General features: G+C 55.3%; 25 protein-coding genes. 18 read left to right on the top strand and 7 right to left on the bottom strand.

Annotated elements, in window-relative coordinates:
• The first annotated feature begins 86 nt into the window (after positions 1–86).
• On the top strand, positions 87–1,385 hold the full coding sequence (locus tag ENN68_01640; protein HDS44794.1) for a bifunctional hexulose-6-phosphate synthase/ribonuclease regulator: 1,299 nt from the start codon (positions 87–89) through the stop codon (positions 1,383–1,385).
• A gap of 144 nt (positions 1,386–1,529) precedes the next feature.
• Here ENN68_01640 and dnaK read toward each other — a convergent pair whose 3' ends face one another.
• Positions 1,530–3,404: a molecular chaperone DnaK gene (dnaK, locus tag ENN68_01635; GenBank protein ID HDS44793.1), complete on the bottom strand. Its 1,875-nt coding sequence runs from the start codon at positions 3,402–3,404 to the stop codon at positions 1,530–1,532.
• A gap of 105 nt (positions 3,405–3,509) precedes the next feature.
• Positions 3,510–5,147, bottom strand: coding sequence for a thermosome subunit (locus ENN68_01630; protein HDS44792.1), 1,638 nt, complete (start codon positions 5,145–5,147; stop codon positions 3,510–3,512).
• A gap of 66 nt (positions 5,148–5,213) precedes the next feature.
• Here ENN68_01630 and ENN68_01625 point away from each other — a divergent pair, with 66 nt between their 5' ends.
• Genes ENN68_01625 through ENN68_01615 form a run of 3 tightly spaced genes read left to right on the top strand, consistent with a single transcriptional unit; the run spans position 5,214 to position 6,982 of the window.
• Complete coding sequence (locus ENN68_01625; protein HDS44791.1) at positions 5,214–5,663, top strand: DUF61 family protein; 450 nt, start codon at positions 5,214–5,216, stop codon at positions 5,661–5,663.
• A 56-nt stretch (positions 5,664–5,719) separates the two neighbouring features.
• The gene (locus tag ENN68_01620) at positions 5,720–6,310 is read left to right on the top strand and encodes a stage II sporulation protein M (protein ID HDS44790.1); all 591 of its coding nucleotides are present in this window, start codon (positions 5,720–5,722) and stop codon (positions 6,308–6,310) included.
• A 9-nt stretch (positions 6,311–6,319) separates the two neighbouring features.
• Positions 6,320–6,982 (top strand): MBL fold metallo-hydrolase, encoded by a 663-nt coding sequence (locus tag ENN68_01615; GenBank protein ID HDS44789.1) that lies wholly within the window; start codon positions 6,320–6,322, stop codon positions 6,980–6,982.
• A gap of 154 nt (positions 6,983–7,136) precedes the next feature.
• Here the strand turns inward: ENN68_01615 and mfnA are convergent, their stop codons facing one another.
• On the bottom strand, positions 7,137–8,273 hold the full coding sequence (mfnA, locus tag ENN68_01610) for a tyrosine decarboxylase MfnA (GenBank protein HDS44788.1): 1,137 nt from the start codon (positions 8,271–8,273) through the stop codon (positions 7,137–7,139).
• Between the two features lie 134 nt (positions 8,274–8,407).
• On the opposite strand from mfnA, the gene ENN68_01605 reads away from it, so the two are divergent.
• A complete protein-coding gene (locus ENN68_01605) occupies positions 8,408–9,166 on the top strand; it encodes a hypothetical protein (GenBank protein ID HDS44787.1) in 759 nt (252 codons plus the stop codon).
• A gap of 17 nt (positions 9,167–9,183) precedes the next feature.
• Here the strand turns inward: ENN68_01605 and ENN68_01600 are convergent, their stop codons facing one another.
• Positions 9,184–10,041 (bottom strand): Dna2/Cas4 domain-containing protein, encoded by an 858-nt coding sequence (locus tag ENN68_01600; GenBank protein ID HDS44786.1) that lies wholly within the window; start codon positions 10,039–10,041, stop codon positions 9,184–9,186.
• Between the two features lie 66 nt (positions 10,042–10,107).
• Between ENN68_01600 and ENN68_01595 the strand changes: the two genes are divergently transcribed.
• Positions 10,108–10,860, top strand: a complete 753-nt coding sequence (locus ENN68_01595) for a DNA polymerase sliding clamp (protein ID HDS44785.1) — start codon at positions 10,108–10,110, stop codon at positions 10,858–10,860.
• An 82-nt stretch (positions 10,861–10,942) separates the two neighbouring features.
• Positions 10,943–12,088 carry a DNA primase regulatory subunit PriL gene (locus ENN68_01590; protein HDS44784.1) on the top strand — a complete coding sequence of 382 codons (1,146 nt, stop codon included), beginning with the start codon at positions 10,943–10,945 and terminating at the stop codon, positions 12,086–12,088.
• 155 nt (positions 12,089–12,243) lie between these two features.
• On the opposite strand, the gene ENN68_01585 is transcribed toward ENN68_01590, so the two are convergent.
• Together ENN68_01585 and dph2 are read right to left on the bottom strand one after the other, a co-directional pair.
• Complete coding sequence (locus ENN68_01585; protein ID HDS44783.1) at positions 12,244–12,957, bottom strand: 6-oxopurine nucleoside phosphorylase; 714 nt, start codon at positions 12,955–12,957, stop codon at positions 12,244–12,246.
• Between the two features lie 87 nt (positions 12,958–13,044).
• Positions 13,045–14,043: a diphthamide biosynthesis enzyme Dph2 gene (gene dph2 / locus ENN68_01580; GenBank protein HDS44782.1), complete on the bottom strand. Its 999-nt coding sequence runs from the start codon at positions 14,041–14,043 to the stop codon at positions 13,045–13,047.
• A 79-nt stretch (positions 14,044–14,122) separates the two neighbouring features.
• On the opposite strand from dph2, the gene ENN68_01575 reads away from it, so the two are divergent.
• Complete coding sequence (locus tag ENN68_01575) at positions 14,123–14,551, top strand: hypothetical protein (protein HDS44781.1); 429 nt, start codon at positions 14,123–14,125, stop codon at positions 14,549–14,551.
• A 15-nt stretch (positions 14,552–14,566) separates the two neighbouring features.
• On the top strand, positions 14,567–15,388 hold the full coding sequence (locus ENN68_01570) for a hypothetical protein (GenBank protein ID HDS44780.1): 822 nt from the start codon (positions 14,567–14,569) through the stop codon (positions 15,386–15,388).
• 828 nt (positions 15,389–16,216) lie between these two features.
• On the opposite strand, the gene ENN68_01565 is transcribed toward ENN68_01570, so the two are convergent.
• Positions 16,217–16,789, bottom strand: a complete 573-nt coding sequence (locus ENN68_01565; protein HDS44779.1) for a site-specific integrase — start codon at positions 16,787–16,789, stop codon at positions 16,217–16,219.
• 202 nt (positions 16,790–16,991) lie between these two features.
• Between ENN68_01565 and ENN68_01560 the strand changes: the two genes are divergently transcribed.
• The 9 genes from ENN68_01560 to rpmC all read left to right on the top strand — a co-directional run.
• Positions 16,992–18,164: a DUF521 domain-containing protein gene (locus ENN68_01560; protein HDS44778.1), complete on the top strand. Its 1,173-nt coding sequence runs from the start codon at positions 16,992–16,994 to the stop codon at positions 18,162–18,164.
• Positions 18,165–18,233: 69 nt separating this feature from the next.
• The gene (locus ENN68_01555; protein ID HDS44777.1) at positions 18,234–19,214 is read left to right on the top strand and encodes a 50S ribosomal protein L3; all 981 of its coding nucleotides are present in this window, start codon (positions 18,234–18,236) and stop codon (positions 19,212–19,214) included.
• 28 nt (positions 19,215–19,242) lie between these two features.
• On the top strand, positions 19,243–20,037 hold the full coding sequence (locus tag ENN68_01550; protein HDS44776.1) for a 50S ribosomal protein L4: 795 nt from the start codon (positions 19,243–19,245) through the stop codon (positions 20,035–20,037).
• Between the two features lie 8 nt (positions 20,038–20,045).
• Complete coding sequence (locus ENN68_01545) at positions 20,046–20,300, top strand: 50S ribosomal protein L23 (GenBank protein ID HDS44775.1); 255 nt, start codon at positions 20,046–20,048, stop codon at positions 20,298–20,300.
• Between the two features lie 10 nt (positions 20,301–20,310).
• Complete coding sequence (locus tag ENN68_01540) at positions 20,311–21,051, top strand: 50S ribosomal protein L2 (protein HDS44774.1); 741 nt, start codon at positions 20,311–20,313, stop codon at positions 21,049–21,051.
• Positions 21,052–21,077: 26 nt separating this feature from the next.
• A complete protein-coding gene (locus ENN68_01535; GenBank protein ID HDS44773.1) occupies positions 21,078–21,503 on the top strand; it encodes a 30S ribosomal protein S19 in 426 nt (141 codons plus the stop codon).
• Positions 21,504–21,529: 26 nt separating this feature from the next.
• Positions 21,530–22,000 (top strand): 50S ribosomal protein L22, encoded by a 471-nt coding sequence (locus tag ENN68_01530; GenBank protein ID HDS44772.1) that lies wholly within the window; start codon positions 21,530–21,532, stop codon positions 21,998–22,000.
• 64 nt (positions 22,001–22,064) lie between these two features.
• Complete coding sequence (locus ENN68_01525) at positions 22,065–22,883, top strand: 30S ribosomal protein S3 (protein HDS44771.1); 819 nt, start codon at positions 22,065–22,067, stop codon at positions 22,881–22,883.
• Positions 22,880–23,107: 50S ribosomal protein L29 (gene rpmC / locus ENN68_01520; protein ID HDS44770.1), on the top strand; the 228-nt coding region annotated here is incomplete at its 3' end. The genes ENN68_01525 and rpmC, both read left to right, overlap by 4 nt.

Here is a 23,107-nt window from a genome sequence, read left to right as displayed (position 1 = left end):
GCCGCTACCATAAAGAGTAAGTAACATAAGCACGGAAACGCGCATCTACGCGTTTCAAAGCGGATACGGAGCTATCGTTCGTAACCATGGCTGACGCGAAAGGGCGGAAACTGCTGCAGGTTGCACTTGATGTGATCGAACTTGACCGTGCGGTGCAGCTCGCGCAGGAATGTATAGCCGGTGGTGCCGACTGGCTCGAAGCGGGTACGCCGCTGATCAAGAGCGAGGGCATGCATGCGATCCGAACGTTACGGGATGCATTCCCCATGGCGAAGATCGTCGCCGATATGAAGATCATGGATACCGGTGCGATCGAGGTAGAGATGGCGGCGAAATCCGGTGCGGCGGTCGTTTCGATCCTCGCCGCTGCGGATGACGCCACGATCCAGGATGCGGTGCGTTCAGCCCGGAAATATGGTGTAGCGCTGATGGTAGACCTCATGAACGCCGCTGACCCGGTAAACCGTGCGCGTGAACTGGAGGCGCTCGGCGTTGATTACCTCTGCGTGCATGTGGGGATTGATCAGCAGATGAGGGGCATGGACACGTTACAGCTCCTCGAGCAGGTCGCTGCTGCGGTTGCAACACCCTTAGCCGTTGCCGGTGGCATCGATGCGGAAGCGGCAGCGGAGGCCGTACGGTTGGGTGCCGCGGTCATTATCGTCGGTGGTAATATCACCCGGACGGCGAAGGTCGAATCAGCGACGCGGCAAATTCGGGCGAGTATGGATTTAGAGAGAGCCAAACGAGCACACGATATCCTAAGCCGCGATGAGGAGATTCATGCGCTCTTTACGCAGGTGAGCACCCCGAATATATCAGACGCATTGCACCGCAAGGGCGTCATGCACGGCATACGGCCCGTCTTCGAGGGTATCAAGCTCGTCGGCAGGGCGGTCACCGTGCAGACCTTTGAAGGCGACTGGGCGAAGGTGGTTGAGGCTATAGATACCGCAAAGGAGGGCGAGGTAATCGTCGCTTACGCGGGCGCGAAGGACGTTGCACCCTGGGGCGAGCTCGCCTCATGGAGCTCCAAGCAGAGGGGCATTGCCGGTATCGTGATCGACGGGGCGGCACGAGACGTGGATGAGATACGACGCATGCGGTTCCCGGTCTTCGCGCGCTATATCGTGCCGAATGCGGGTGAGCCGAAAGGTTTTGGTGAGCTGAACACGGAGATCACCTGCGGTGGCCAGGAGGTCAGACCGGGTGACTGGATCATCGGCGATGACAACGGTGTGGTAGTCGTGCCCGGGGAGCGTGCTTATGAGATCGCGCGGCGTGCAAAGGAAGTCTGGAAGAACGAGGAACGCGTACGAGAGGAGATAAAACGTGGTAAGACGCTTTCACAGGTGCTTGATCTCTACCGGTGGGAGAAGAAATGACGCTGGATCGTCAGTTTCTTCACCACCTCAGCCCGTAATGAGGCGAAGCAGAACAGAAAAGCTAAGAAAAGAAAGAAATCGGGTGTTCCGGTAAATAATATGAATGAGGGATAAATCCCTCAAACATCTTACCGAACTGCCGCTTTATTTACCTTCCTCATCCTTCACGTCATACTCGACGTCCACGTAGTCGCTCTCCGCCTTCGCCCCGGCTTCTGGTTCGGTCTTGCCCTTTGCAGCTTCCGCTTCCGCAGCTTGCCGCGCTGCCTCCTGGTAGATGACCGCAGAGACTGCATGCAGCGCTTTGGTCAGCTCGTCCACATCCGTCTTGATCTTCGCGATATCCGTGCCCTTTAAGGACTCTTGTAAGGTAGCCTTCGCGCGCTCTATCTTCTCCCGCTGGTCCGCGGCTATCTTCTCACCGAGCTCCTCGAGCGTCTTCTCTGTTGTGTAGACGAGCGAATCAGCCTGATTCCGAAGCTCTATCTCATCCTTACGCTTCCGGTCTTCTTCACTGTATTGCTCCGCCTCTTTCACCATCTCGTCTATCTGCTCCTTCGGCAGTTTCGTTGACGCGGTTATGCTGATCGAAGCCTTCTTGCCCGTACCCAAATCCTTCGCGGTAACGTTTAAAATGCCGTTCGCGTCAATATCAAAGGTTACCTCGATCTGGGGAATGCCACGCGGTGCGGGCGGGATACCATCCAGGTGGAACCGTCCCAGCGAGGTATTGTCTGCAGCCATTGGCCGCTCGCCCTGCGTGACATGGATCTCCACGCTCGTCTGGCTATCCGCCGCGGTGGTGAATATCTGCGATCGCTTCGTCGGAACCGTTGTGTTCCGCTCGATCAATGCTGTGGCAACACCACCAAGCGTCTCCACACTGAGCGTCAAGGGTGTCACGTCGAGCAGAACGATCTCCTCCTTCACCTGTCCTGCGAGGATGCCCGCCTGGATCGCTGCGCCGAGCGCAACAGACTGCATGGGATCTACGCCGCCCTCCGCCTTCTTGCCGAGAATACGCTCGAACCGCTCCCGCACGATTGGCATACGCGTTGGCCCGCCGATGAGGATGATCCTGTCGATCTCCGCGGCAGAGAGCTTCGCGTCTTTCAGCGACTGTCGTATCGGCGCGTCCACCCGTCTCAGGGTCGGCTCGGCCAATTCCTCTAATTTCGCGCGGGTCAGGGTCTCTTCCAGATGCCGCGGCTCTCCATCATTTACAGCAACAAAGGGGAGATTGATACTCGTCGAGATCGATGAGGAGAGCTCGATCTTCGCTCGTTCCGCTTCGTCACGTATGCGCTGCAGTGCCGTTAAATCGGCTCGTAAATCGATACCCTCCTTCAGTTTAAAGCCCTCAATCAGCCAGTTGACAACGGCGGCATCGATATCAGTGCCACCGAGCTGCGTATCACCGTTCGTGGCAAGCACCTCGAATACGCCTTCGCCTATCTCCATGATCGTGACGTCAAAGGTCCCACCGCCGAAATCGAGGACGACAACCTTGTATTCGCCCGCTTTGCCGAGCCCGTAAGCCATGGCGGCCGCGGTGGGCTCGTTTATTATCCGTTTCACCTCAAACCCGGCAATTTCGCCGGCGTCCTTCGTCGCCTGCCGCTGATTATCATCGAAATAGGCCGGCACGGTGATCACCGCCGCATTAATCTTCTCACCCAGATACGCCTCCGCGTCTGTCTTGATCTTCTGCAGCACCATTGCGGAGATCTCTTGCGGTGTAAACTCTTTGTCCACGGTCTTCACGTAAATCTTCTCGGCCGTGCCCATCTTCCGCTTCACTTCGCGCACCGTGCCTTCCGGATTCACGACTGCCTGTCGCTTCGCCGCTACACCGACCAGCCGCTGTTTGTCCTTGGTAAAGGCAACGACCGAGGGGAACATCTTCCCACCGTAGGCGCTGCCCTCAGAACTCGGTATGATCTTCACGTCGCCGCCTGCACCTACGAATGCCGCTTCTGAGTTCGTTGTTCCAAGATCTATGCCAATAATCCTCTCCATTTCACAAAACCCCTTCTTGTCCTTGCATCCAACCCCGTAAAAAAAAGCTGATCTAACGTCGCAAAAGAGAAAAAAAGAAAAAAAAAGGAAGAGGGAAAAAATGGGTTAGTACTCCTCTTCCATGCCACCCATGCCGCCTGGTGGCATACCGCCACCACCTGGCATCTTCTCTCTGCTCGATGCGATTACATCGTCGATGCGCAGAATCATCACTGCCGATTCTGTGCCCGAGCTGATCGCCTGAGTCTTCACACGGAGCGGCTCGATCACACTGGCCTTCTTCATATCGGTTGGCTCGCCCTTGAAGACGTCCAGGCCCGCGGTCTTCTCGCCTCGCTCGTGTGCCGAGCGTAACGCAACGAGCATGTCAATCGGATCAAGACCAGCGTTCTCCGCCAGTGACCGTGGGATCACCTCGATGGCATCGGCAAACGCCTGGATAGCCAGTTGCTCGCGACCGCCAACGCTGGCCGCATAGTCGCGCAGCCTGAGCGCCAGCTCGATCTCCGCAGCTCCGCCGCCCGCGACGTACTTGCCGTCTTCCATCGCGACCGCAACGACACGCAGCGCATCGTTCATACCGCGCTCCAGCTCGTCAACCACGTGCTCGGTTCCGCCACGCAGTAAGATCGAGACCGCTTTCGGGTTCTGGCAGTCCTCAACGAAGATCATCTCCTCACCGCCGATCTTCCGCTCCTCTACCAGACCGGCGTTGCCGAGGTCCTCAGGTCGCACCTCTTCCAGGCTCGTCAGGATCTTGCCGCCGGTTGCGCTCGCCAGCTTCTTCATATCGCTCTCCTTCACACGCCGTACCGCAAAGATTCCCTTCTTCGCCAGATAGTGTTGCGCGAGGTCGTCAATGCCCTTCTGACAGAAGAGTACGTTGGCACCGCTCGCCGTCACCGTCTCGACCATCTCCTTCAGCATCTTCTCCTCTTCCTCGAGGAACGACTTCAGCTGCTCAGGCGCGGTGATCTCGATCTTCGCATCCACCTCGGTCTTCTCGATTTCCAGCGCGGAATTGACCAGCGCGATCTTCGCGTTCTTTATGGTCTTCGGCATGCCGGGGTGTACGCGCTCCTTGTCCAAGATCATGCCTGAGATCAGAACGGTGTCTTCGGTACTGCCACCGGTCTTCTTCTCCAGCTTGATATGGTCAGTGTCAATCTTCTTTTCGCCCTTTTCCGCGATCATCTTCACCGCGTCAACGGCGAGATCGGTCAGCATCTCCCGTGCCGTGCCCGCGCCTTTGCCGGTCATTGAAGTGATCGCGATCTTCTTCAGTGTATCAGTATCTCGCGCCGTGATCTTCTCAGCCAGCCCCTCAAGAATCTCGTAGGCCTTCTCTGCGGCTAGACGATATCCGGTTGCGATCAGCGTCGGGTGCACTTCCTGCTCCAGAAGATCCTCGGCGCGCTTGAGCAGCTCGCCGGCGAGGATAACCGCACTCGTCGTGCCATCGCCGACCTCTTCGTCCTGCGTCTTTGCGATCTCGACCATCATCTTCGCTGCTGGGTGCTCGATGTCCATCTCTCTCAGGATCGTCGCCCCATCGTTCGTGATCACCACGTCGCCCATCGAGTCAACGAGCATCTTATCCATCCCCTTTGGCCCGAGGGTGGACTTGACGGCGTTCGCAATGGTCTTCGCTGCCAGGATGTTCCTACTCTGCGCATCTCTGCCTCGTGTTCGCTCACTACCTTCTCGTAACACCAATATCGGTGTACCACCTAATTGTGCCATGTTGTATTGTCACCTACAGTTTAGAGTGTATGTCAGTAGTTCTATTTAAAGGTTATTCGGCTTTATATGTTCACGCACCTACCAGTAATCGTACTAATGATCGAGCGGCCGGATGAGCGTATCCTTTTTAAAGCGGTCAAAGCGCTGAACAAGCACTTACCCGCGGAACGCAAGACCCTGCTTGCCTTGCTGCGCGAAGAGAAGCCTGCCGTGCAAGCGCGAGACGGGTCGGTACACCGGATTATGAGGCGCGAGCTGGAGGAACTCGCCACACTGGTATCAGAAGCTGAGCAGCGGAATTTACGGCTCCCGATCTATATTGAGCTCACCGCTGATTATGGTCGCGGTTTCGCGCGGGTGCACGGTGCGCTGGACTGCGAGGTCGTACGGCGCGTACTGGGTACGGATAAGGAGGGCGAGCGTGGCGAGACGCTCTTCATCACTCGAGACGACGTGCGGCGATTACGGCGGCGATTGCCAACGGCGACCGAGTACGCCTTCTTTTATACGCTGTAGCCTCGCACTGCATCCTTTGCTATATATGCTCTGCGGACTAACCTAAAAGGGAGAACATGGCTGAAGATGTCGTATCGCTGCGTGGGTATCTTTTTTCGCTCAGATATTACCTCTTATTCGTCTGTATTCTCTTTGCTGCTGCGGTGGGCATGGGGTATCTGGAATTCTTCAGTGAGCTCTTCAGTGAATCGCTGGCATGGCTGCAGCAGTTGAGCGAGGGCATCGAGGATCTCACTGAACGCTACCCCTCGTGGGTCCTCTTCTTGCTGTTCTTTGTCGTGATCTTTCTGAATAACGCCTTTACCTGCGTTCTCAATATCCTCACAGGACTTTTATTGGGGATCTTCCCGATCTTCTCCACACTCCTCAACGGCGGATTACTCGGGTGGCTGGCACATGAAGAGGGCTTGATCGTCTTTCTCGCCATCGTTCCGCACGGCATGTTTGAGCTCCCTGCATACTTCATTAGCCTCGCGATCGGTCTGCGTCTGGCACGCGAGGCGTTGAGACCGAAAGGATCGCGGCAGTTGAAAGTGGAGCTCGGCGAGGGACTGCGCGTCTACCTTCGGTTGATACTCCCGCTCCTCTTTGTTGCGGCACTTGTCGAATCCGTATTGATTGTCATCGGTATACTCTTCATGCCATAAGTAAGATCCATGAAATTGCGAGACGGGCTCTACTGGTATCGAGAACGAGGCTTCTTCGACGCTAATACTTTTGTGATCAGCGACGAGCGAACGATACTGATCGACCCGGGCCTGGGCAGGTATATCGGGCCGCGGCTGCGCGCGCTGCGAGAGGACGGTATCGAGCCCGCGGACATTGACCTGATCGCGGTGACGCATCTCCATCCTGACCACTGCGGGGCAACGGCCGAACTCAAGGAGATTACCGGCGCGAAGATCGCGCTCCATCCCCTGCAGGTCGACTATTTCGAGGCGATGGATGAGGGCTCCCAGGACTACCTTGGCGTGGGGATCGAGCAGAAATTTTCCGCGGACCTGCTGCTTGAAGAACGGCTGAGTTTGGGCGGGCTCGAGCTCGAGATCATTGAAACACCGGGCCATTCACCCTGCAGTATCTGTTTCTGCGCACCCGCGCGGAAGTTTTTGATCTGCGGCGATCTAGTCTTTGAGCAGGGTGTGGGGCGTACTGATCTGCCATTTGGCGATACGGGCGCTTTAAAAGCATCGATCGACCGGATCGCGCGGCTGGATACCGAGCTCCTGCTGCCCGGGCATGGAGCGGTACTCCACGGTTACGAGCGTATACAGCGGAATTACGAGTTCGTGAAGCGTATGTTCTCCGCATTCCTATAGCAAGACGTCCGGGAGTTCACGCATTCGCTACCAAACGCCTCTTGCTCTATACGGTATCTATATAATACGGTACTCTTGGAAACAGAGGCGGGATGCGGGTTGACGTTTCTTACTCGCTGGCGGGCAACACAGGCCTTCGCTGTTTCTTACCCTGCTAAAGGATAGCCTCCAGATCATCCAGGAAGTACTGTATCGTCTCTTCATCCGTATGCGGCATGATCACGAGCCGCAGCGCTCGGGGGCTTCGCGTTAGTGATATGCGCCATCGCCGCTCCTCCAGCGCTTTCGTTACGCGCTCTGAGTCATTCTCCGGTAAATGTAAGGTTACGACGTTCATCACGGGCTCGATGACGGGGAAGATGCCAAGCCGCTTTGTCCCCCGTACCAGCACTCTCGTGAGGCGCATGCATTCGTTCACAATCTCTCGCAGCCCTTCCCGACCGAGACATTTGAGCACGGCGTACGTCGCTGCAGTGGAGGCACCACTCCTCGTGCCGACGAGCGAATACTGCTGCTTCGTGCTCAGATACGGCGTTGCTACCACCAACTCATCCAGGAACGAGGGATCGCGGAACAGGAGGCAACCTGAGCCGAGCGTGCTCAAACCCATCTTATGCGGATCGATCGTGATGGCACTCACGCCGTCGAGCGCGAAGTCGAACTCATACTGCTGCTCGAGAAACGGGATCACGAACCCACCAAAGGCTGCATCCACGAGCAGAAAGAGATCTCGGTCGCATGCGAGCGCCGAGAGCTTCTCTATCGGATCGATCTGTCCGAATTCTGTCGTTCCCGCTATACCCACCAGCGCGATCGTGTTTCGGTCGATCAGCTGTTCCACCGCATGCACATCCACTTTGAGCTGCGGATCCAGCGAAGCCTGCCGCACCTCGAGGTTCAGGAGGTCCGCAATCTTCTCGAACGAGAAATGAGCCGTTTTAGGAACCACAATGTTCATATCACGCACACCCGCTTTCCGCCTCCGGTTTCGGATCGCGCGTATGGCCTGGATATTCGATTCCGTACCCCCGGTGGAGATATAACCGGCCGCATCCTCTTTGTGAAGTAGCGAGCCGATCATCCGAACGACTTTACCCTCCATCTCCTTCGTTCCAGGGAAGAGCCCGGAATCACCGAGATTCGATTCCAAGAACAGTTTGTGCGCGTAGATCGCGATTTCGTGTGGATACGTGCACATAGAGCTCAAAATGCGCTCGTACGACAAGTCCATCAACTTCTTCTCCTGAAGCAGTGACTCAACCGCCTCCCTGCTCATACCTCGCTCTTCCATTTTGCACACCTCTCTCGATTGATCGGTCGGTAAAGCTCAGAGATCAGAGATCCCTCGGGAGAGCTACCGAATAAGTCTTATTCGTCCTCCACCTACTTAAGTTTGCTAAACTAAGTTGGTTCATGAGTTGAGGTGTGAAAAAGGAGCGAAGCGTGATGAACGACTATCCCGAACTGGTGCGGATACTTGCGGACGCGCTGGGCGTACGGAAATCGCCCGTTGGCGTTAGGTACACGGACGAACCGCCGGCTGTGGAGCCTGAGCCGGGGAGCTACACGGTCTGTGGTGCGATTCTGAGCGCTGCGGACGGCGCGGTCATTATGCTCACCGAAGATCGTTGCGCCTGCTCAGGCGGCAGAAGCCATATCGGCCTGACCCCGCGGAGCACGATACCGTGGCAGCTGCTCGTGGAGGGTGAGAAGCTCTGGTACGACGTGAAGACCGCGGTTCGGTCGAGTATGGAGACGGAGAAGTTCGCGCGTCCGCCAGTGGGCCTGGCCGACCATGTCTACTTTTATCCTGTGGCGAAGCGCGTATTTCGGCCCGATCTTCTGCTGCTGCTGGTCGATGCCGAGCAGGCTGCTCGACTCCTTACCCTGAACCAGTTCTGGAACGGGAAGACGCCTTCGTTCGAGATGCGGGGACCGCTCTGCTGGAGCACCGTGACCTATCCGCTCATCTCCGGTAACTTCAATCTCTCGGTTGGCGACATCAGTGCACGTCGTATGGAGCGCTGGGATTCCGATCTTATGGTAGCATCGATTCCCGTAGAGCATCTGCGAGAGATTGCAGAAGCTGTCCCACTGAGTACTGCGGGAACAGCTGAGGCGTCTGAACAATTCCAGCGAATGACTGAGCAGATGCGCGCAAAGAGCGGGGATGCACTGAAATAAGTTCTTTTTCCTGTCTCTCACCGCATCAGCAATCGCGAAAGGAGCGTTCTCTTCGTCTCACACTGCGCCGCGAAGGCACACTGCTCACAGGGTGCATGCTCGCCCTTCTCGGGGAACAGCCCGTTCTTCACCCGTTTGACGCGTTTTGCGGTCTGCAGAGCAAGTGCGCGATCACCCTTCTTGATAACGGACGTGCGAACTTCAGGCGCGCGAATATACTCCACAAAGCCGCGCTGCACCGTCGTATTATACGCATCCTCAAGGAGCATGGCGTACGCAGCCAGCTGCATTCGATCACGTTTCCACACGCTGTAAGCAGGGCATCTGCCGGTCTTGATGATACAGGGAATATGCTCGTCTTCGGTCCGTATCAGCTTATCCATGCTCCCGACCAGCCCTAACCGCTGCGAGATGACCGTTCGTTCTCGCTCAAACCCGAAAGAGCGCTCTAACAGCGCCAGTTCATCGTCCGGTCGCAGCTGCTCGAGCCAGTCGCTGGTGCTGATCAGCTCCGCAAAGGCGGTTTTCGCACGCTCGAGCAGATCCTCATTTACCGAGCCCAGCTCGTCCCTGTAAATCCATTCGATACTGTCAGTGATTTCCGCCAGCGTCTGCGCAATCGTTTCACCGGTTTCTCGATACCCGTTCTGCGGCTCCCCTTCTGGATCGCCCATGCAGAGTCTCTGCCAGTTGAAGCCCAGCTCCTTGAAGAGAACATGCTCGATAGCGCTTCGCTCGTTCATCTGTACGCGATCCGGCCGTTCCATACTCCGAGCGGTGTAATAGACCAGCCGTGGACATAAGAGGTACTGGCTCAATTCGGAGACTTTAACGAGCGTGGAGCGATCCTGCGTGCCGGGCATGATCTCAGACATCTCAGACCGAATAGTTTAAATATAGAGGGGGTAATAGTATAACAAGCCATAGGGAGACGGAGCGAAATGTTTGAGGCCAAGATAGACGCTAACGTGTTAAAAGAAAGCATTGAGTCCATTATCGCGGTGGTTGATGAAGGTAAGTTACGCATATCTGAGGGTGGTTTCCAGCTCAGGGCAGTGGATCCCGCAAATGTGGCGATGGTCTCCTTTGAGCTGAGCCGCGAGGCATTTGATGATTATCGTTTCGAGAAAGAATCGGAAGCGGATACTCTAGAAATGGGTATCGATTTCGTCAAGCTGCATGATATCCTCGGCTTTGGTGGGCGTGAGGATGTCGCGTTGCGGCTGGACGAGCAGGCCCAGAAGTTGCTCACCAAAATGGGCAGTCTCAACTATACGGTCTCGCTACTCGATCCCGGGTCGTTGCGGAAAGAGCCGAAGGTGCCGGAGCTCGACTTTCCCGTGCAGGTGGTGATCGAGAACGAGGAATTCAGACGGACGATCAGGGCTGCTGAGAAGATCGGGGACCACATCGTGCTCGGCGTCGAAGGTGATGAGTTCTATATGGAGGTCGAGGGTGAGATGGACAAGCTGCGCCTGGGCCTGCGGAAAGAGCAGTTGGTCCATTTGACGCCCGGAACGCTCCATTCGCTCTACTCGCTCGATTATATCTCGGCAATGAGTAAAGGTATGAGCCATGCGGCGAACATCACGCTCAACCTCGGTAAGGACTATCCGCTGCAGATCGAGTTCGAGCTGGCCGAGGGCAAGGGCAAGGTCAGCTATCTGCTCGCGCCACGGATCGAATCTGAATAAGAGCATCGTGAGTGCGTATAACCGACGGGCCAGGCCGGCAGGTAGTAACTAGCAGAGCGTAGCAGCACCGGCTCGTCAGCGTATGATGGAGGAAGGAGCAGTAGAAGCAGCGCACCTGAGCTACTATCCGTTTCTGGCTGCGGCAACGAGTTACGTGGAAGCATCCGGTATTACACTCGATGAGCTCGTTTCCCGTGCCGCGTTAGAGCGTGCCCGCGTGCGTGGCAAGGAGCGCGTACGTGAAGCGATCCGTGCAGGAGCGATTCGCAAGCCAACGCTCATGAGCCGGGCTCAAGCGGATATTGAGCTGCTCTCGTATCCGTTTGCTCGCATTCTCGTCTCCTGTATCAACAACGCGCACCTCATTCGCCGCTTTGCACTCGCAGAGGCGAAATCCGCGTACATGACACTGAAAGAAGATTCTGCGTTCGGCGGTGGCGATACCGATTTGCTCTTCGAGATGGCGCGTGAATTCGAGCTCCATATCGAGCTCGCAGGAATGCCGCACGAGCACGCTCCGGTGCGGATACCATTCGTTGAGTATCTGCGGTACACAGCGAATCTGCGTGACAAGCGCTGGAAGCTGGTGAATCGCGCGCTGAATAAGGGCCAGGTGAACCTGCGGACGAACGAGTTTCTGCGCATGCTGCAAGAAGCGATTCACGCGCGAATACGTAAGGATCTGCCGCTTGACGTGCCTCCCGCGGTCTGCGAGTCGGTACGGCGGTATATGAAGGAGCTCGAAGCGGAACTGGAAGCGTGGCGGAAAAAGTTCGCGGAGGACGAGCTTGAGACCGGCATGCGCGTAAAAGATCCCGCCAGCTTCCCGCCCTGTATCCGGGCGATTCTGAGCAACTTACGCGAGGGTGTTAACGTGCCGCATACCGCACGGTTCGCCGTGACCTCGTTTCTGCTGAACGTAGGGTTAACGGTGGATGAAATAATCGAGCTCTACCAGAGCTCACCGGATTTCGATGAGGAGCGAACGCGGTACCAGGTGGTGCACATATCGGGCGAGATGGGCAGTACCAGGTATACGGCACCCTCGTGCTCTACCATGCGTACCTACGGGAACTGCGTTGATCGTGATGACGTGTGCGAGAAGATCGGGCATCCGTTGAGCTATTATAAAATGAAGTTGAAACTGAAACGTCAGAGCGAGCGTCAGAAGCGCGTATCTGTAAAAGATACCGGGCTGGATGAAGGACGAAGCCAGGACGAAGAGTAAAGAACTCGTTTGATCGCGAGCCAGATGATTATATGATAGGATATGATGGGTTTAACTGACGCGGCTTTGCTGTTCGGGAAAAGTCCGATTCTCTGCACGTAAAGAATCACGTCTTTCGGGAATGAAGCGCGCGGCTACTCGCGAAAGTGACCGTTTCATGCTGTATCCTTAATAACCTTCAGCAGCACCTTCTCAACGTCTAAGCGGCTTTGCGCAGCTGCAGCGACAATATCTTTATACTCCAGCTGCTCATCGACGATGCCGTGCGCGTAGTTATCCACGGTGCTGAGGTTCGCGTAGCGCAGTCCCAACTCGGTTGCCAGCGTTGCTTCTGTCGCCATGTTCATCCCGACGATGTCCGCATAATCCTTGATCAGGTTTATCTCTGCCTTCGTCTCAAGTCGCGGACTCAGGGTCTGGAAATACACGCCGTGCTCAACAATGTCAATATGCAATGCCTGTGCGGCTTCTATGAGCCGTTTTCGCAAGGATTCATCCAGGCCCGGAGTGATATGGACAATTTCGTTATCATAATACGTGAGTATGCTGAACAGGCCGATGTAATCATGCGGAACGACCAGTGATCGTGGTGGTATAGCTCGCTTTACACTGCCCACTGAGGTCACACCGATGACCTCATCCACACCCAGGTCCTTGAACACGCGCATATTCGCTTTATAATTGATACGATGCGGCGGAATATTTCGGTCCTTGCCATGCCGCGGAATGAAAACGATCTCGTGCGCAGAAATGGTCGTAACGAGCAGGTAAACCGGGCCATAGGCAGTCGTTGCTTCACGTTCCTCCATGTTGTCAAGCAATTTCGTACCGAACAAGCTCGTCCCACCGATGATGCCGAGTGCCATCATATTCTATCATCCTAATGAATCCGCCAGCTATAAACTTATTCTGGGATTTCTGTATCGTATCGTCGGTCGCTGTTCACGCGCAGTTAGTTACGGCCACAACTCGTCCCAGCTTCGCTCGCCGAGCACCACCTCGAACTCGGCGACCGTGAGAACGGGCTTCTTAAACGCGGCCAGATCCTCCACCAGGCGTGGACATGCAGTATTAACGAATGTATCAACGGTATAGCCGAGTAAATTCGCCTCGCAGATCTCGTCGAGCGCGATGACGTACGCATTCCGGCCTCGATCGATGGCTTTTCGTCGCACGGTAAGCGCAGCTTCGAGCTGACACTGGCCGCTTTTGGTGCCTACAAGAATCCCAAAGGACTGCGCATCCAGTGCACGCGCGATAACCATGTAGCGCTTCTTCCGCAGCTCATCGGGCTCAAATACGCGCACCTGCAGGGTGAAGGGATCAGCCGCAATGACCCGCTTGCCCGTGTACTGGGCGATACCCGCGGGATGAAAGCCGCCACTGCCGATGAACAGGATCTCGTCATCGTGCAGTGAGCGGGCAGCGCTGAACTCGCAGCCCAGGACCAACCCGGGGGCGGCGTCGAGTTGCAACTTTTTACTTATCGATGCGGCCTTGCCCGCATGCCTGAGCACCGCCTTCGCCGCTTCAAGAGCATGCACGTGCTGTAGGGTCGCAACGAGCCCGACAGAATCACCGATGATCTCCGCTGCTGCCTTCTTCACCACGGGTTTGACATCGATGGTGCTCCTGAGCTCGATGAAGATCACGTTTTCGCTCGCATCGCAGGTCGGTAGGTGTATGCGTCGCTGAGCGAAGAGTGCGCTTGAATGCCCGAAGTGGAAGAGCTGGTCAACCATACACGCCAGCTTCTCGTCGATGTCGCAGGCGCCATAGCAGGAATTACCGGAGATGATCACCGCTGCGCCAGTCTCCTGCGCGATCTCGTTGGCGAGCGAAACGGCCACTGATCTGAGCCCCTCCGGGAGCTGTAACCCGACCCGCGTTGCTCCTCGTTCGCGCACCATGGCTATTATCCGCTCGAGCTCGAACTCATAGGAACGCTGCTCCATAGTAGCTACTGACCATCTGAGGTAAAAAGTGGCACAGGCTTTTTATACTCGGGGCCCTGTACTCCTAGCGGTACAAACGATGTCAGGTGAGATCCCTAAGAGCGCTGAGCACGAGGGTGCGCAGACCTTCACCCTCGGCTTCCTGGCCCTTGGGCTCATTATCGGTATGATCATGGGTATTGCCGCGAGCGGTTCTGTCTTATTCGGACAGTCATTCGTATCACCGTCGTGCGCCGGGCCAACAGACGTCATAAGCCCTGAAGCGGCTGGTGCACGCACTATTGAGTTCCTTGCAGGTTATGCCGTGTCGCCTGACATTACAGTTGCCTTAGCAGATGTAACCGAGCTGGAAACGGCGAATCTGTACCAGGTTACGGTCAATTTCTCCATGGAGGGTGCATCGGAAGAGCAGGTGGTGTATCTCACGAAAGATGGTACCGTGCTCCTCCCAGGCGCGATCGACATCGATGAATTCGAGGAGCTGGTCGCGGCTCAGGGACTATACTGAGGTAAGCGAAAGGATATGAAGACCGCATCGATTGGCGTTGTGGCGATCGGCGTTATCGTGGGAGTGATCATCGGGACCGTCATGGGAACTTCCGTCTTATCTGCGCCCGTAGGACCTACCCGGCCTTCGTGTCCCCTGCCGACTGGGGCATTGACTCCTGACGAGGCTGGTGAACGTGCACTCGAATTCCTCACTACGTATGCTGTAGCTTCTGGTGTCGAACTCTCCCTGGCTTCGGTTACCGAGGATGAGCAGTCGGGCCTGTATGAGATCGCAGTTAATCTCTCGATGCTCGGGATCATTGAGACGCGCGAGGTGTACATGACGAAAGACGGTGAGCTGCTCTTTACCGGCGCAATCAACATTGACGACTATATTGAGCAGGTAGAAACGCAAAAGGCACTGGAAGAGCAGCGTAATCGTGAGCAGCAGTATGGGAGAACCATCGGCGACTATATCAGGAGTGAGGATCCGCTCTGCACCGAGGAGGGCAAGCCGATCATCTATTTCTTTGGCGGTCCCAGTTGTAGCGCATGCCAGTGGGAGCACCCGATCATCCTCACCGTGACCTCAAAGTTCGACGGCTTCATCGTCCTTTATGATACCATGACCGCAGCAGCCGTGGATACCGGGGTCTTTGCGTCCTACAGCCCCCGGGGTAGCATTCCAACCATCGTACTGGGCTGCACGTATTATCGCATCGGTGCAGGTATCAACCTGGGCGAAGAACAGGAGGAGAAGATTCTGACCGCTTTGATTTGTGAGCTGACTAATGGTCAGCCCGAACCGGTGTGCTCAACGCCCGAGATCGTGGCCCTCAGAGATCAGCTCACTTGAAGAGCTACGATTAGGGAGTATCATTAGCGTAAGGCTTTTTTTACAGTGTATTCGCGATGACCAGCTGTAAGCTTTGCATACACAAAAAATGATATTGCGTAGTATTATAACTATTTATTAAATAAACTAACTTATACAAAGATAAATTATTTTTGCTATAAAATACTGAATTGTTTATTAATAGACTTTTTTAGTAAAAGACATTATGAGTATGTAATTTAGCTATAACAAAATTATATACTTATGGTTTACTACTTTCTCTGCCGGATCACAGAATTTGAGCGCTGACGCACTCTCAGCGATCAAGAGATAGACTGTATAAGGATAACCATAAAAAGTCTCGCAAATCGCAAATTTCGAAGCTTATAGATGTGGTAATGCAAAATAATTTCTGTTTAGGAAATAAAAAAGAGCAACTCACGGGGGCTGCTTGAAGTTTTATAATAAAACTTCAACATCGCCGGACGCCGGGTGGTACCGGGCCCGATCGTACTATGAGCCGTGGTATGCCTGGTTTCGGTGGGGGTATCCCCCCCTTCCGGACTTGAAGTTTTTATAAAACTTAAAGGTCGCAGAGGGTGAACCCCGCTGGGTAATGGAAACTAGTAGGTTATACCGGACAAATATATGGTAACTCACTTTTTATAAATTTAAACTAATTTTTTATGTTTACAGGGTATGCAAAAATATTTATATATAGTAAATATAATATATTATAATAGGTAAAAAAGATACGTATTTCTTATGAAATATACTTTTGATATGTATAGGAATAATGTTGTACATGTTTTGTTCGCGGGTAAAGAGTTAGCTAAAGGTAATAATGTATCATAACCACCCTTCTACCCACTTACCCATACTTTTTTTATCTTCTTCGATGAACGGCAAATTAATGTAATGCTGCAAAGAAGTTAGTGTTGTATGGCCCTGAGATAGATACACCAAATTGGTGGCTTCCGGGAAATAAAATATCAGCCAGCTCTCGTAGGTCTTACGCAAGGTACGTGCTGATATGCCCGCAGGATGTAACTCGCCCTGTTTTGCCCACTGCAGCAGAGCGTAATCCCAGGCCTGTATCGAGGGCAGTCGTTTTCTATTCTCGAAGAAGTACGGGAGAATTGCCTTACCCATTGAACTCAATCTGATCCAGCGCTCGGCCTGTTTCCGTTTCACCTTACGCTGTGCTTCCGAGGGGAGGTGTACAAAATTGCCATCGAACCAGTGAGCGTTTGCCTGAATAGTTTTGCATTCGGTATACCGTGCGCCCAGCAGCAGACAAGCATCCAGAAGAGTTCGATTCTCCGTCCTCTTCGCGCCCGCACGCAGCTGATCGAACTCAGAGGGTCGCAAGATCCGCGTTTTGATCTTTTTGCCCTTTAAAATCGGGATCTTCTCGCTCATCGCTTTCTAGAATAGAAACGAATAACAAAAAGCTTCCCGCAGCACGGGAAGACCAAACGGTTCGTGCGCTCTTGCTGGGGAGTCTCTTCGGGTGGGGGCTCTACAAGGGTGAGGAGAGCACCGTGGATCCGCGCGTGTTGGTGAAGCGGATAAAAGAGAAATGATGGTAACGCTTATTCATCTTGTGGCGGAACGGTGATCGATGCAGCTGACGAAAGAGGAAGAGCGGATCCTTGAAGGCGAGGAGGGCTGGGCGCGCCAAAAGGCGATGGAGATTCTCGTTGCGATCGGCGATATCCATCACGCATCGCACCTGATCCCCATTCAGAGCGCGCATATCTCCGGGGCATCGTATAAGACGATCGGAGACGCTTTTGAGTTCATCAAGTGCCTTGCGGGCGCGCGAGTGCGGGTGAAAAGCACGCTCAATCCCACCGGCGTAGATCGCCGTATCTGGCAATCACTTAACGTCTCGGAGGCCTTTGTCGCGAAGCAGCGAGAGGTCGTGCGCGCCTACCAGAGCCTGGGCATTGACGTCGAATGCACCTGTATTCCGTACCATGTAGGAAACAGACCACAGAAGGGCGAGCACATCGCATGGGCTGAGTCATCCGCCGTTCTCTACGCCAATTCGGTCCTGGGCGCGCGCACAAATATGGAAGGCGCTCCCTCTGCGCTCGCCGCGGCGCTCATCGGGAAGACGCCTTTGTACGGGCTCCATCTAACGGAAAATCGTGAACCTGAGCTTCGGGTCTGCGTGCAGTGCGCGCTTCGCGATGCGGACTACAGTGCGCTCGGGTTTGTGCTCGGCGAGCTCGTCGGCAACAGGATACCGGTGATTGAGCTCCCGCCCGCTTCGCAGCCGACGGCTGATGAACTGAAGCATTTATCCGCGGCGATCGGCGCGACCGGCTCCGTCGGCCTGTACCATATCGTGGGACTCACGCCAGAATCGGCTGTTCTTGCTCGTCCGGCGGAAAAGCTCGAGCTGGAGAAGGATGCTCTTGACTCCGTTCGTGGGGCGAGCTGCCAGGGCGATGTGATCGCGATCGGTTGCCCGCATTGCTCGGCGACCGAACTCCAGCGGATCTCCGAGCTGCTGCGTGCCGAGAGCAAGGGCCGAAGGGTACAGAAAGAATTCTTCGTTTTCACTGCACGAGCGGTTAAGGAGCACATGCAGGAGGTGGTACGGAAGATCGAGGCCTATGGTGTGACGGTGATTTGCGATACCTGTTTCGTCGTCTCGCCTGCATTTGAACATTACCGTTGCGTCATTACCAACTCAGGGAAGATGATGCGGTACGTGCCACTGCTCTGTGGCGGAGCGGCGGTAAAGCTGTGTACGACCGAGCAGTGCGTGCAGCAGGCGTTTTGAGCCCTGGCTGATTGTAAATACTTATATACTCTAAGCTCTTACAGTAACTAGTCGTGATCGAAGAGGAAGATGGCTAAAAGACACAGACCAAGGAGAGGCTCGCTCGCCTATTCACCGCGAAAGCGGGCCCGAAGTGAGACGTGTAGAATAAAGAGAGAGGAACGAGCCGTTGGCAAGAAACTGCAGGGTTTCGCAGGCTATAAAGCCGGTATGACTCACCTTATTCTCACGGACGACTACGCCCATAGTCTGACCAAGGGAATGGAGATTGCTGTTCCCGCAACGATCATCGAGACCCCGCCAATGCGCGTGGTCGGATTCCGTCTTTACAAGATGACTGCTTACGGGCGGCGCGCCGTCAAAGAAGTGTGGATAGAGGGTGGTGCCGCCTCGGCGACGGGCGAAGCATTTAGCGCGCTGGAAGCACCGCTCAAGAAGGCGGCGGATACTCGTGTATTTAGTCTGCGTTTGGTTGCGGCCACGCGGCCCGAGGTGGTGGCTGCGTTGCCGAAGAAGAAGCGCGAGCTCATGGAGATTAAGATGAGCGATAAGGTCGAGAATGACCTAGTCTATGCGAAAGAGCTTATTGGCAAGGATTTGAAGATTACTGACGTGGTGAAGGAGGGCGATTTCGTGGACGTCACCGCCATCACCCGGGGAAAGGGTACCCAGGGCCCGGTAAAGCGCTGGGGCGTGATGATTCAGAATGCGAAAGCGCAGCGATCGGGTAGAGGGCGGCATGTGGGTGCCATTGGCGGCTGGCGACCACGTCGAGTCCGCTGGCGCGTGCCTCAGATGGGACAGACCGGCTATCACCAGCGTACTGAGTATAATAAGCGTGTGATGAAGATCGGAGTCAGTGCTGAGGAGATAACGCCGAAGGGTGGCTTCGTCCGGTACGGAACCGTGTCGAACGAGTACCTTGTACTCAAGGGAAGTGTGCCCGGCCCGAAGAAGCGACTGATACGAATCTCGCACGCCATACGGCCGCACCCGCGGCTGGGTGTGCCGGAGCTTATCACGATCAGCACGAGATCACAACAGGGGTAATAGAGAGAGGACGACGAGAAGAAGAGTTATGGTAAGAGAAGCGACAAGCACAGCAAAGGTGTTAGATTTATCGGGTAAGGTTGTTAAGGAGATTCCGTTGCCACCGGTCTTCCTGGAGGAGTACCGGCCGGATTTGATCAAGCGAGCAGTGCTCGCTCTGCAGTCCAAGCGCTTGCAGCCGAAGGGCACGGACCCCCTGGCCGGGCGGAGGACCTCTGCGGAGAGCTGGGGACCGGGCAGAGGTGTTGCACGGGTGCCCCGGATCACTGATGGGCGACGCGCCGCGCGAGCACCACAGACCGTCGGAGGACGACGCGCGCATCCGCCAAAGGTCGAAAAGCGCTTGGAACGTAAAATAAACAAGAAGGAGCGGAAAAAAGCTATCCGATCTGCGATTGCTGCTACTGTCGATCCCCTTAAGGTGCGTGAACGCGGTCATCAATTTGCTGAGCACATCCCGCTGCCACTAATCATTGAGGATTCATTTGTGAGCCTCGCAAAGACCGCGGAGGTCGAGTCGGTCTTCAAGACCCTGGGCCTCTGGGACGACGTGCTCAGAGCGAAGGTGCGGAAGGTACGGGCGGGCAAGGGTAAGATGCGCGGCCGGCGATACAAGACGAAGAAGAGCTTATTGATCGTTATCGGACGCGATGAAACGCAGACGGAGGAACGACCGATAGTGAAAGCGGCAAAGAACTTACCCGGCGTGGATATCGCCTACGCCACGGAGCTCAACACCGAACTGCTGGCACCGGGTACGCATCCGGGCAGATTAACCCTCTGGACCGAGTCTTCACTATCACAGTTGACCGCAAAGGAGTGATAAGAGAAATGCACCGAACAGTGATACATATCGTTCCGAGCGAGAAAGCAACGCTGCAGATCGATGCGGAGAACAAGCTGCAATTCATCGTTGATCGCAGCGCGAGCAAGAGCGAGATCAAGCGCGAGGTAGAGCGTCTCTTTGAGACGCCGGTACGGAACGTACGGACGATGATAACGTTTAAAGGCGAGAAGAAGGCAATAGTAGAATTAGAGCAAGAGGGAAAGGCTAAAGAGATCGGAACTTCTCTCGGCATATTATGATCACGGAACGATGGGAAAACGAATAATCGCACAGCGGAGAGGAAAAGGGGGCCCAACCTATCGGGCGCCTGCACATCGGTATAAAGGCAATCTCGAGCATCTTCTGGTCAGCAAGGGCGAGACGATCTCGGCAAAAGTCCTGAAGATCGAGCATGACCCTGCGCGGAGCGCTCCGATCGCCCGTATCCGGTATGAGCGGGAGAACGGTGATGTGACGAGGGTGGAGGAGCGCTACATCATCGTTCCTGAGGGCGTGGCCGAGGGTGACGTCCTCGTTTATGGTGATGCCGCGCCGATAAAGACGGGCAATACCGCTCCGCTACGCTGTATCCCTGAAGGTGTTGCGATCTGTAATTTGGAGGCACGGCCCAATGACGGCGGTAAATTCGTACGATCTTCTGGCGGTAGTGCGACCCTGGTGGCGCACGAGCACGAGACAGGTCGGTCATTGATAACGATGCCGAGTGGCCAGAAGAAATGGCTGTCCTCTGAGTGCTCTGCCACCATCGGCGTGGTCGCTGGTGGAGGACGTACGGATAAGCCATTTGTTAAGGCTGGTAAGAAATATCATAAGATGCGTGCACGCGCGGCGAAATATCCAACGGTGCGTGGCGTCGCTATGAATGCCGTTGACCACCCGCATGGTGGCGGTGGACATCAGCATATAGGCAAGAGCAAGACGCCCGGACGTGGCGCTCCACCCGGGCGGAAGGTGGGGAGCATCGCAGCCAAGCGGACCGGGAAGAAGTGATGAGGTAGGTAAGGTAAGAGGGGATCATGGCAAAGAAGAGGAAAGCTAAAACTAAAACAACGTTAAAGAAGAAGGAGGAGGAGTTCACGTATCGTGGCTATACGCTGGCGAAGCTTAAGAAGATGAAGCTCGAGGAGTTCGCCGAGCTGCTCTGTGCACGGCAGCGACGAAAGCTCAACCGCTCACTCAGGGCTGAGGAGGAGAAGCTGCTCGCCGATATAGAAGCGGGAAAGGCGGATATCAAGACCCATTTGCGTGACTCGATCGTGCTGCCGAGTATGGTGGGCGCGAAGATCGGTATCCACGACGGTAAGGGTTTTGAATTTATCGAGATCAAACCCGAGATGGTGGGACACTATTTGGGCGAGCTTGCATTAACCAGGAAGAAAGTCACGCACGGCGCTGCCGGCGTGGGTGCAACACGATCGTCAAAGTACGTGCCGCTGAAATAACTAACGAGCTGAGAAGAGAGGAGAAGATGGCCAAGGTTAATTATACTCTGGGACCCGAAGCAGATCCGGAAACGACGGCACGAGCTATGGCCTACGAGCTCCATATTTCACCAAAGCATGCATATGAAGTCGTCACTGCGATACGGGGAAAGACGGTTGAGGACGCGGAGACGTTCCTCGAGAACGTGCTCGATAAGAAGGTAGCGGTTCCCTTCAAACGGTACAAGCATAAAGTGCCACACCGACGCGGGCTCAAGAACTGGGATGCAGGCCGCTATCCGGTGAAGGCCACCGCGGAGATCCTGAAATTGCTGAAGAGCGCGCGGAGTAATGCGGAGTACAAGGGGCTCGATACCGACGCGCTTCGGGTTTGGCGCGTGGCCACGAAACAGGGACGAACGATACGCGGAATTATCCCGCGCGCTTTTGGGCGTGCAAGTCCGTTCAATACAGAAACCGTAACAGTAGAGATCATTTTGAAGGAAGTAGGGAGTTAGATGAGTATAGGAGCGGAACGTGATAGAGAGGATTTTCGTCGAAGAGGGAATTAAAAAAGTTCGGATGGACGAGTATTTCAGGACCGAGCTTGATCGTGCGGGCTATGGCGGGATGGAGTTAAAGCGAACGCCACTGGGCACGCAAATCACCGTGAAAGTCGAGAAGCCCGGAATGATTATTGGCAAGGATGGTAGGCGGATCAAGCGGATCACCAGCGATATCGTGAAGCGGCAGGAACTGGACAATCCGCAGATTGACGTACAGCCGATTGATGTTCCGGAATTGAATGCGCAGCTGATGGCAAATCGGCTCGCGAAGCTCATCGAGCGCGGGTGGCATTTCCGACGCGCTGGGCGCTCAACATTGCAGCGGATCATGGATCGCGGTGCGCGCGGTTGCGAGATACGCATGACCGGGAAGTTGAAGGGTCCCCGCGGTCGAATGGAGAAGATGGTGGACGGCTACATCAAGCATTGTGGATCGCTCGCCGAAGAGATCGTCGATAACGGCTATGCGATCGCGAAGAAGAAGGCGGGCGTGATTGGCGTCAAAGTGCGAATCGTCAGGCCCGACGCGTATGTTCCGGACGCTTTACGAATGGAGCTAACGGCAGTGGCAGGCAAAGTGGAAGCGGGAACGCCGGAAGTAGCGGAGGCTGCAGGAGTGCCAGCAGCCTCGAAGGAACCTGCGGCAGCTGAGCAGGAGCAGGAACCTACAGTCACCCCCAACGCAGAGACTGAACCGCAATCAGAAGCAAAGAAAGAGAAGAAGAGAGCTCGGGCAGCGGGTAAAAAAGCAGCAACTGCTGCCGCGCCTGCCGAGGAGGTGCCCCCTGAGGTGACAGAACCAGCAGGGGCGGATGAAACGGGACCTGAGGCATGAGCATCTTTAGAATTGACGAAATCCGAAAGATGAGTGTGAAGGAACGGAACGACGAATTGGAGAGTTTGATGAAGGACCTGTTGCAAGAGCGTGGCGTCATCGCCACCGGTGGCTCGCCGGACAACCCCGGCCGAGTGGGTGAGATACGACGAACGATCGCGCGGATTAAGACAGTCCAGAGTGAGGAGCGGCGCGCAGCAGCAACGGTCGCAAGCGCTGACGTG

The sequence above is a fragment of the Methanomicrobia archaeon genome (genome assembly GCA_011049045.1).
Taxonomy (GTDB): Archaea; Halobacteriota; Syntropharchaeia; order Alkanophagales; family Methanospirareceae; genus JACGMN01.
The sequence above is the reverse complement of the archived record's forward strand: the minus strand, read 5'-3'. Positions and strand labels throughout refer to the sequence as shown.

Coding starts and splice junctions, on each gene's coding strand:
- dph2 (HDS44782.1), bottom strand. CDS start 14,043: ATGGAGCAGCGTTCCTATGAGTTCGAGCTCGAGCGGATAATAGCCATG.
- ENN68_01615 (HDS44789.1), top strand. CDS start 6,320: ATGAAATTGCGAGACGGGCTCTACTGGTATCGAGAACGAGGCTTCTTC.
- ENN68_01625 (HDS44791.1), top strand. CDS start 5,214: ATGTTCACGCACCTACCAGTAATCGTACTAATGATCGAGCGGCCGGAT.
- ENN68_01575 (HDS44781.1), top strand. CDS start 14,123: ATGTCAGGTGAGATCCCTAAGAGCGCTGAGCACGAGGGTGCGCAGACC.
- ENN68_01630 (HDS44792.1), bottom strand. CDS start 5,147: ATGGCACAATTAGGTGGTACACCGATATTGGTGTTACGAGAAGGTAGT.
- dnaK (HDS44793.1), bottom strand. CDS start 3,404: ATGGAGAGGATTATTGGCATAGATCTTGGAACAACGAACTCAGAAGCG.
- mfnA (HDS44788.1), bottom strand. CDS start 8,273: ATGGAAGAGCGAGGTATGAGCAGGGAGGCGGTTGAGTCACTGCTTCAG.
- ENN68_01525 (HDS44771.1), top strand. CDS start 22,065: ATGGACGAGTATTTCAGGACCGAGCTTGATCGTGCGGGCTATGGCGGG.
- ENN68_01555 (HDS44777.1), top strand. CDS start 18,234: ATGGCTAAAAGACACAGACCAAGGAGAGGCTCGCTCGCCTATTCACCG.
- ENN68_01570 (HDS44780.1), top strand. CDS start 14,567: ATGAAGACCGCATCGATTGGCGTTGTGGCGATCGGCGTTATCGTGGGA.
- ENN68_01560 (HDS44778.1), top strand. CDS start 16,992: ATGCAGCTGACGAAAGAGGAAGAGCGGATCCTTGAAGGCGAGGAGGGC.
- ENN68_01595 (HDS44785.1), top strand. CDS start 10,108: ATGTTTGAGGCCAAGATAGACGCTAACGTGTTAAAAGAAAGCATTGAG.
- ENN68_01540 (HDS44774.1), top strand. CDS start 20,311: ATGGGAAAACGAATAATCGCACAGCGGAGAGGAAAAGGGGGCCCAACC.
- ENN68_01545 (HDS44775.1), top strand. CDS start 20,046: ATGCACCGAACAGTGATACATATCGTTCCGAGCGAGAAAGCAACGCTG.
- ENN68_01585 (HDS44783.1), bottom strand. CDS start 12,957: ATGATGGCACTCGGCATCATCGGTGGGACGAGCTTGTTCGGTACGAAA.
- ENN68_01620 (HDS44790.1), top strand. CDS start 5,720: ATGGCTGAAGATGTCGTATCGCTGCGTGGGTATCTTTTTTCGCTCAGA.
- ENN68_01565 (HDS44779.1), bottom strand. CDS start 16,789: ATGAGCGAGAAGATCCCGATTTTAAAGGGCAAAAAGATCAAAACGCGG.
- ENN68_01535 (HDS44773.1), top strand. CDS start 21,078: ATGGCAAAGAAGAGGAAAGCTAAAACTAAAACAACGTTAAAGAAGAAG.
- ENN68_01600 (HDS44786.1), bottom strand. CDS start 10,041: ATGTCTGAGATCATGCCCGGCACGCAGGATCGCTCCACGCTCGTTAAA.
- ENN68_01530 (HDS44772.1), top strand. CDS start 21,530: ATGGCCAAGGTTAATTATACTCTGGGACCCGAAGCAGATCCGGAAACG.
- ENN68_01550 (HDS44776.1), top strand. CDS start 19,243: ATGGTAAGAGAAGCGACAAGCACAGCAAAGGTGTTAGATTTATCGGGT.
- ENN68_01640 (HDS44794.1), top strand. CDS start 87: ATGGCTGACGCGAAAGGGCGGAAACTGCTGCAGGTTGCACTTGATGTG.
- ENN68_01590 (HDS44784.1), top strand. CDS start 10,943: ATGATGGAGGAAGGAGCAGTAGAAGCAGCGCACCTGAGCTACTATCCG.